Here is a 6,438-nt window from a genome sequence, read left to right as displayed (position 1 = left end):
TGCCGTCGGTGGCGAGACCGCCGGTGTCGATCACCTCGTTGCCGCGGATGACCGAGCCCATGTCCTTGGCCGAGCGGCCGAGCATCTCGATGCCGCCGCCGTCGGCGGTCTCCTGCCCGACATGGTGGATCTTGTTGAACTGGACGGTGTTGTTGCGGTTCAGCTGGCCGTCGTCCCATTCCTTGAACGACACGCCATACCGTGGGGCGTCGGTGATGTCGTTGTTGCTGACCATGCTGTTGCTGCTGCCGACGGCGCCGATGCCGGCCCCGCCCTTGGTGATCTGGCCGATATGCTCGATGGTGTTGGCGTAGATGCGGTTGCCGTCGGCGGCATGGATCATCGAAACGCCGGTGTCGCCCAGCTGCTCCATGTGGTTGCCGGCGATGCGGCTGTTGTCGGTGGCGTCGAGCGAGACCGCGGTCCCGACATTGACGAAGTGATTGCCGCCGACCGAGTTGCCATGCCCGCCCTGCATCGACAGCGCAGCACCGTCATAGCGGGTGTCGGAGAAGGTCAGCCCTTCGATGCTGACATTGCTGGCATTGCTGGACTTGATCAGCGTGCCAAGCCGGGCGACGACGACGCCGTCCGATTGGAAGCTGGCGGCATGTTCCGGCTTCACCACCAGCTTGCCGTCGCCGGCGCGCCAGCCGAATTCACCGGCGTCGCGGATCAGCGAGGCGTCGTTCATCACCCGATAGGTGCCGCCGGTGCGCAGCGCGTAGGAGGCCGAGTCGTCGAGCGTCACCGTGTGGTGATACTGGTCGATCGACTTCACCTGCGAGATGTCGTCCCTCAGCCGTTCCGTGTCGAATGTCTGGACGACCAGGCCGTCATGGGGCTTCAGGCCCGACGGGATGTCGCCGGTCGAAAAGTTGAAGCTGGTCTTGCTGGCGCCGGTCGAATTGGCCTTCAGCACATGCCAGCCGCTGGTGGCCGCCTCCGCGGGATCGAAATCGCCGGTCTGCGCCGCATGCTGGCGCACGCCGCCGATGCTGACATCCAGGCCGTTGGCCGATGCGAGCTTGGCGGAGTAGAGGCCTTTGCCTTCATAAGTGAAACCGGTCACCCGCTCTCCGCCGCTGAGGATCGGCGTCTCTTTCCCGTAGGCAAGGATGCTGTGGCCGTCGTCGTGCGAGTCGAGTGTCAAGGTCTTGTTGAGGCGATAGGTGCCGCCACGAACATAGGTGGTGTCGACATCGCCCGCCCGCATCGCGTCACGCGCCTTCTCGAGGCTGGCGAAGGGACCGTCGGTGCCGGCGGCGTTGGGAGCGGCGAGCCGCCCGGACCAGCTGTCATTGCCCTTGGTGGACACGAAAAAAGCGGCCTGGTCGGTGGTCGTCATAAGTCATTCCTCCGTTCTGATGGAGGCATGAGTCGAATTTTTTAGTTAAAATTTTATTTACGGCCTTAGTACCTCTGATGGACAGGAGGGCTCTGCAAGAACGGTATTATGGGATGCGATGAACAGCCACGAATTGGTGGCGATGTGATCCGGCATTAATTGTGAAACTGAACATTCTTTATGGACAAGCTGTCGCTATTCAGGTTCGCGCATTACGAGCATCGCTCGACCGGCATGTGATGTCGACAGTCGCCGCCACGTTACAGGGCATCACTGGACTGGCCATTTTCTGGAATTTTATGATAAGCTGACCGACGCCGGGGTCTTGTTCTTGGTCATACAGCGGTGCCGCGCCCAGTTCAGCGTCAGGGCCGCCCCTCCCCCGGCTACAGGACGTGAAAGGGACCTGTCTTGAGCGAAGAGTTGAAGAACGTCACCGCGACGAACGTCACCGCGACGGTAAAGTGGTTCAAGCCGGAAAAGGGTTTTGGGTTCGTCCGCCTTGCCGATGGCTCCGGCGAGGCTTTCTTGCACGCTTCGGTCCTGGCCGCCGCCTCCCTGCCCAACCCGGTCGAGGGCACGACGGTCGTCTGCGATCTGGCCCAGGGCGCCAAGGGGCCCCAGGTCGTCGCCATTCACTCCGCCACGCCGCCGGAAACCCCGCCCGCCCCGCGTGCCCGCAACCAGCGCCCGCCGCGCGCCACCGCCTCGGCGTCCCAGCCCATGGGCCAGCCGATGGGGCAGCCGGCCGGCCAGGCCGCCGGACAGGGTCCGCAGCCTGAGGATGGCGGCGAGGGCTTCGTCCGTCCGCCGAAGCCGCAGCGCGAACGGCGCGAGCGCCATGCCGAGCCCGCCGGTCCGGCCACGATGGCCTATGGGACGGTGCGCTGGTACAATCTGGACAGCCAGTCCGGCCTGATCGAGCCGTGGGAAGACGGCGCCACCGTCTATTTCGACCGTGCCACCCTGCGCCAGTCCGGCCTGGACATCGTCGCCGATGGCGAGGACGTGCGCTATCTGGCCGTCGGGTCGGAGGATGCGCCGGTCGCCCAGCGGGTCGAGCTGATCTGACGATACCGCCTACGCAGGCGCTTGCCGCCGCCGGTTGGCCGTAACAGGCCGGCCGCGCGGCGGTCGTTGGACATCGGGTTGGAACCGGCTTGGTTCGGAGGCGGACCGCCTCAGAATCTGGTGGAAAGTGTGAAGAAAGCTCGCGGGGCGCGGTCCTGCGTGCTGAACGGCGTGGTGATGAACGGCTTGGCCAGTTCCACGCTGGCATCGATGCGCTGGAAAACGCCGAAGCGCAGGCCGACGCCGGTCGAGGCGAGGGACCGGCGGCCATGGCGCGTGCCACCTTCGTAATTGTAAACCGCGCCATAATCGCCGAAGCCATAGGCGACCGCGTAATCCAGCCCGTCCTCCTGGACCGGAAGGATGTATTGCAGCTCCGCCCGGCCGGCGAAGCCGCTGTCGCCGGTGATTTCCGAGGGGTCGAAGGCGCGGCCATACTGCTTGCCGCCAAGCCCGTATTCCTCCGACGACAGCAGCTGGTCCGGGCTGTATTGCGCCTCGCCGGACAGGGCGAGGATCAGTTGGTCGGTCAGGGGCTGGTTGCGCTGGGCCGACAGCAGCAGCTTGCGGAAATCGCTGCGCCCGCCACTGCGGGTCAGGTTGGCGCTGCCGGATTCCGTGGCGTTGAGGATGTCGAGCCCCTTGGACAGCTCCGCCGTCAGCAGGTTCGAGCCGCCCCAGCCGTCGGCGAAATCGTAGGAGATGTTGGCGGCGACAATGCGCAGCCGATCCTGCGACAGCTCGGCGCCCAGCACGTCGGTGCGGCTGTCGCGGATGGTGACGCTGAGGCCGGCGCGCAGGGTTTCCGACCGGCTGCGGATGAAGGGATGCGACACCGCCACCCGGGCGGAGGTGGTCAGGCTGTACAGGTCGAGCGGCCGCACGCTGTCGCCGGGCTGCGACCAGGATCGGCGGACGCCATACTCCACCGTCGTGCCCTCGGCATCCACCGGCACCAGCTGCCCGACGTCGAAGAAGCGCAGTTCGCGGATCTGTGGGGTGACGATGCCCTGCGCAGTGGTCCGCTCGAACAGGCCGAGCTGATCCTCGACGGTGGCGAGGCCGGTCAGCTGCATCGGGCCGATGGAGCGGGTGCCGCGGTTGTCCAGCGACAGGAAGCCGTTGAAGGGCGTGCGCTCCAGCGCCAGGGTCAGGCGCGAGGCACCGGGGGTGTCGGGCGACGCCTCCAGCACCGTCTTCACCGCGACGCCGGGCAGATCGTCGGCCAGCAGGACGTAGCGCTCCATGTCGGCCATGCGCAGCGGGCGGGAGGCCTTGATCTTCTCCCCCAACTGCCGCAGCAGGCCGAGCCGGTCCTTTGCCTCGCCCTGGACGACCACCTCGTCGACATATCCCTCCACCACCTGCAGGCGGACCACGCCGTCGCGGATTCGCTGGGCCGGCACCACCGCCTGGGACAGCACATAGCCGTCGTTGCGGTAGCGCGCGGTGATGGCGTCGCGGATGGCATAGAGATCGGCCAGCGTCACCGGCTTGCCCAGCTTGTCGCGCCACAGGGCCGACAGGCTGTCGCCGTCATAGACGCTGTTGCCGTCGATGCGGATCTCGGTCAGCGTCAAGGAGATGCGTTCGGCATCGCGCGGCGGCGGTGCCTTCTCCGGCGCCGGCATCTCGATCTCCGGCGAGGATTGCGGCACGGCCGGACGCTCGAAGCGCTGCTCCAGCCGGTTGGGATCGAGCGACGGCGGCAGCACCGGCGGTACCGCCTGGGCCAGCGCCGGCAACGGAGCGGCTGCACCGGCCAGCAACAGGGCGGACAGGCGGACGAGCCGCCGGAGGCCGGGAGGCGCGGAAATGAGCATGGCGGAATTGGCGGTTCGGGACACGGATCGTCGTCGCAAAGCTATTTGTCGGTTAGGGCGGTCACGCCGGCCCAGTCCGGACCGGCCGTTTGTCCGATGCGCTTTTCGGCCTTGTGCAGCATCGCCAGTGCCGCACCGTCGACGGCCACCAGCGCGCGGAACCCGGCGGCGGCGGCCTCGAACCGGCCGGCGCGCCAATGGTCCAGGGCGGAGGCGTAGGCGGCGCGCTGGGCGCGGTCCTCGGGATCGGCACGGCGGGCCTCGGACAGCGGCTCGAACACCTCGACCGGTTCGCTGCGGCCGACGACCTGCACGATGTCGAGCGCGCGGAAGGCCTCCGGGTCGCCATGGTTGCGCACGGTCTCGCCGCTGACCATCAGCACGGAGTTGTAGTATTTGTTGGCGCCCTCCAGCCGCGAGGCCAGATTCACCGTGTCGCCCATCACCGTGTAGTTGAAGCGGCGCGGCGAGCCGATGTTGCCGATCAGCGCCGGACCGGTGGCGATGCCGGTGCGGTTGGAGCCGCGCCCGCTGGCCGTCGCCAGCAGGGTCGGGTCGTCCGCCATCGCCTGACGCATCGCCAGCGCGGCCGACACCGCGGCGCGGGCATGGTTGTCGATGGCATAGGGGGCGCCGAACACCGCCAGCACGGCATCGCCGATGTATTTGTCGACGAAGCCGCCATGCGCCTCGATGATGTCGGTCATCACCGTGAAATAGCGGTTCAGCACGGCGACCAGCGCTTCCGGCTCCATCCCCTCCGACATCCTGGTGAAACCGGCGATGTCGCAGAACAGGATGGACAGGTCGCGCTCTTCCCCGCCCAGGCTGGGCGACTGGCCCGACGCGATCATGTCGTCGATCAGCGATCCGGGCAGGTAGAGCTTGAAGGCGTTGCGGATGTGCCGCTGGTCACGGTCGAGCACGGCGAAACGGAAGCCGAGCGCCAGCGGGAAGACCAGAAGCGCCGCCAGCGCCGCCTGCAGGTAGGGCAGCACCAGCCCGCCCTGGAAGGCCTGCACCGCCACCCCGCTCCACCCCGCCAGCAGCAGGAGCAGCCCGGCCGCGGCCACCGCTGGCCGGGTCGCCAGCGTCACCACCGCGGCCAGACCGGCCAGCAGCAGGACCAGGGCAGCGGCGGCCGGCCGGCCGGTTTCCTCCAGCGCGTCGTGCGCCATCAGGTTGGAGATGGCGGCGGCGTGGATGTAGACGCCGGGAATGCTGTCGCGGGTGCGGCCGGCGACATACAGCTCGCTCATCACCGGCAGGGTGCAGCGTTCGGGAAGGTTCATCCCCTCCGGCTTGGTGACCCAGCGGTTGGAGGACAGCTTGCGGTCCTCGACATCCAACACGGTGCCGACCATCACCGCCTTGCCCTTGAAGTGCCTGGCGAAGAAGTCGGCCTTGCCGGCTTCGGCGCAGGCATGGAGGTCGGCCAGCGAATAGGTCGGGATGGCCCCGGCGGCGGTGGCGTGGTTGACCAGCAGCCGGTTGCCCTCCCCGCCCGGCACCCGGTAGCCGGCCAGCGTGGCCGAGCCGTCGGCCCCCCGCTCCAGCGGCGCCTTCAGCGCGCGGGAGGCGACCTCGACCGCCATGCCGGGCTCGGCCTTCGGCTGGCCGTCGGGTCCGGCGACGGACAGCGTCAGCGGAACCCGGCGCAGCACGCCGTCGGCATCCTCCACCAGATTGACCGAGCGGACATTGTTCACCCCGGCGGCGATCGTATAGCCGCGGTAGGGCATCAGCGGGTCGCTTTGATGCTGGACCTTGGCCAGCACCAGCCGCCCCTCTTTGCCGCCGCGGCGGAGCGTCAGCAGGTAATCGCGCTCGAAGCCCGGGATCAGCGTCTCGACCGAGGTCGGGTGGACGAGGTCGAGGCCGATGGCCGCCGCCCCGCCATCCAGCAGGGCACCGAGGACGGTGCCCAGCCGCGGCCCCCACAGCGCCTGCGGCGTGCCGGCGAACGGCGGGCGGCGGTAGGTCTCCTCGTCGATGCCGACCACCACCACCGGCGAGGGGTCGGGGGCCGGCCGGGGACCATGCACCCGCTCCCGCAACCAATAGAGGCTGTCGATCGACGGCCCCTGCAGCATGGACGAGGCCGCCAGCACCAGAAGCGACGCGACCGCCGGCGCCACCGCGCCGAGCAGGACCAGCCGGGCGCGCCGGGGCAGCCTTATCGCGTTCAACGGCCGC

The 6,438-nt window shown here is 68.2% G+C and carries 4 protein-coding genes (1 of these 4 cut by a window edge); 1 reads left to right on the top strand and 3 read right to left on the bottom strand.

The genetic code is table 11. The annotated features are described in order from the left end of the window. Positions 1-1,348: the 5' portion of a right-handed parallel beta-helix repeat-containing protein gene (locus tag ACWPN3_RS10135; RefSeq protein ID WP_492261319.1), read on the bottom strand. Its footprint begins 533 nt before the window's first position; the window shows 1,348 of its 1,881 coding nt (coding positions 1-1,348); its start codon is at positions 1,346-1,348; the stop codon falls past the left edge of the window. Between the two features lie 411 nt (positions 1,349-1,759). Between ACWPN3_RS10135 and ACWPN3_RS10130 the strand changes: the two genes are divergently transcribed. Continuing rightward, positions 1,760-2,419 carry a cold-shock protein gene (locus ACWPN3_RS10130; protein WP_492243173.1) on the top strand — a complete coding sequence of 220 codons (660 nt, stop codon included), beginning with the start codon at positions 1,760-1,762 and terminating at the stop codon, positions 2,417-2,419. Positions 2,420-2,529: 110 nt separating this feature from the next. Here ACWPN3_RS10130 and ACWPN3_RS10125 read toward each other — a convergent pair whose 3' ends face one another. Next, entirely contained in the window at positions 2,530-4,242 is a 1,713-nt protein-coding gene (locus tag ACWPN3_RS10125; protein ID WP_492243172.1) for a ShlB/FhaC/HecB family hemolysin secretion/activation protein, read from the bottom strand. Positions 4,243-4,283: 41 nt separating this feature from the next. Beyond that, on the bottom strand, positions 4,284-6,431 hold the full coding sequence (locus ACWPN3_RS10120; protein WP_492243171.1) for a CHASE2 domain-containing protein: 2,148 nt from the start codon (positions 6,429-6,431) through the stop codon (positions 4,284-4,286). Between the last annotated feature and the right edge of the window lie 7 nt (positions 6,432-6,438).

The sequence above is a fragment of the Azospirillum sp. UENF 111221 genome (genome assembly GCF_058780625.1).
This window is presented reverse-complemented; position numbering and strand designations above follow the sequence as displayed.

What these genes read in the sequence shown, in the direction of transcription:
- ACWPN3_RS10125 (WP_492243172.1), bottom strand. Translation starts at nt 4,242, where the DNA reads ATGCTCATTTCCGCGCCTCCCGGCCTCCGGCGGCTCGTCCGCCTGTCC.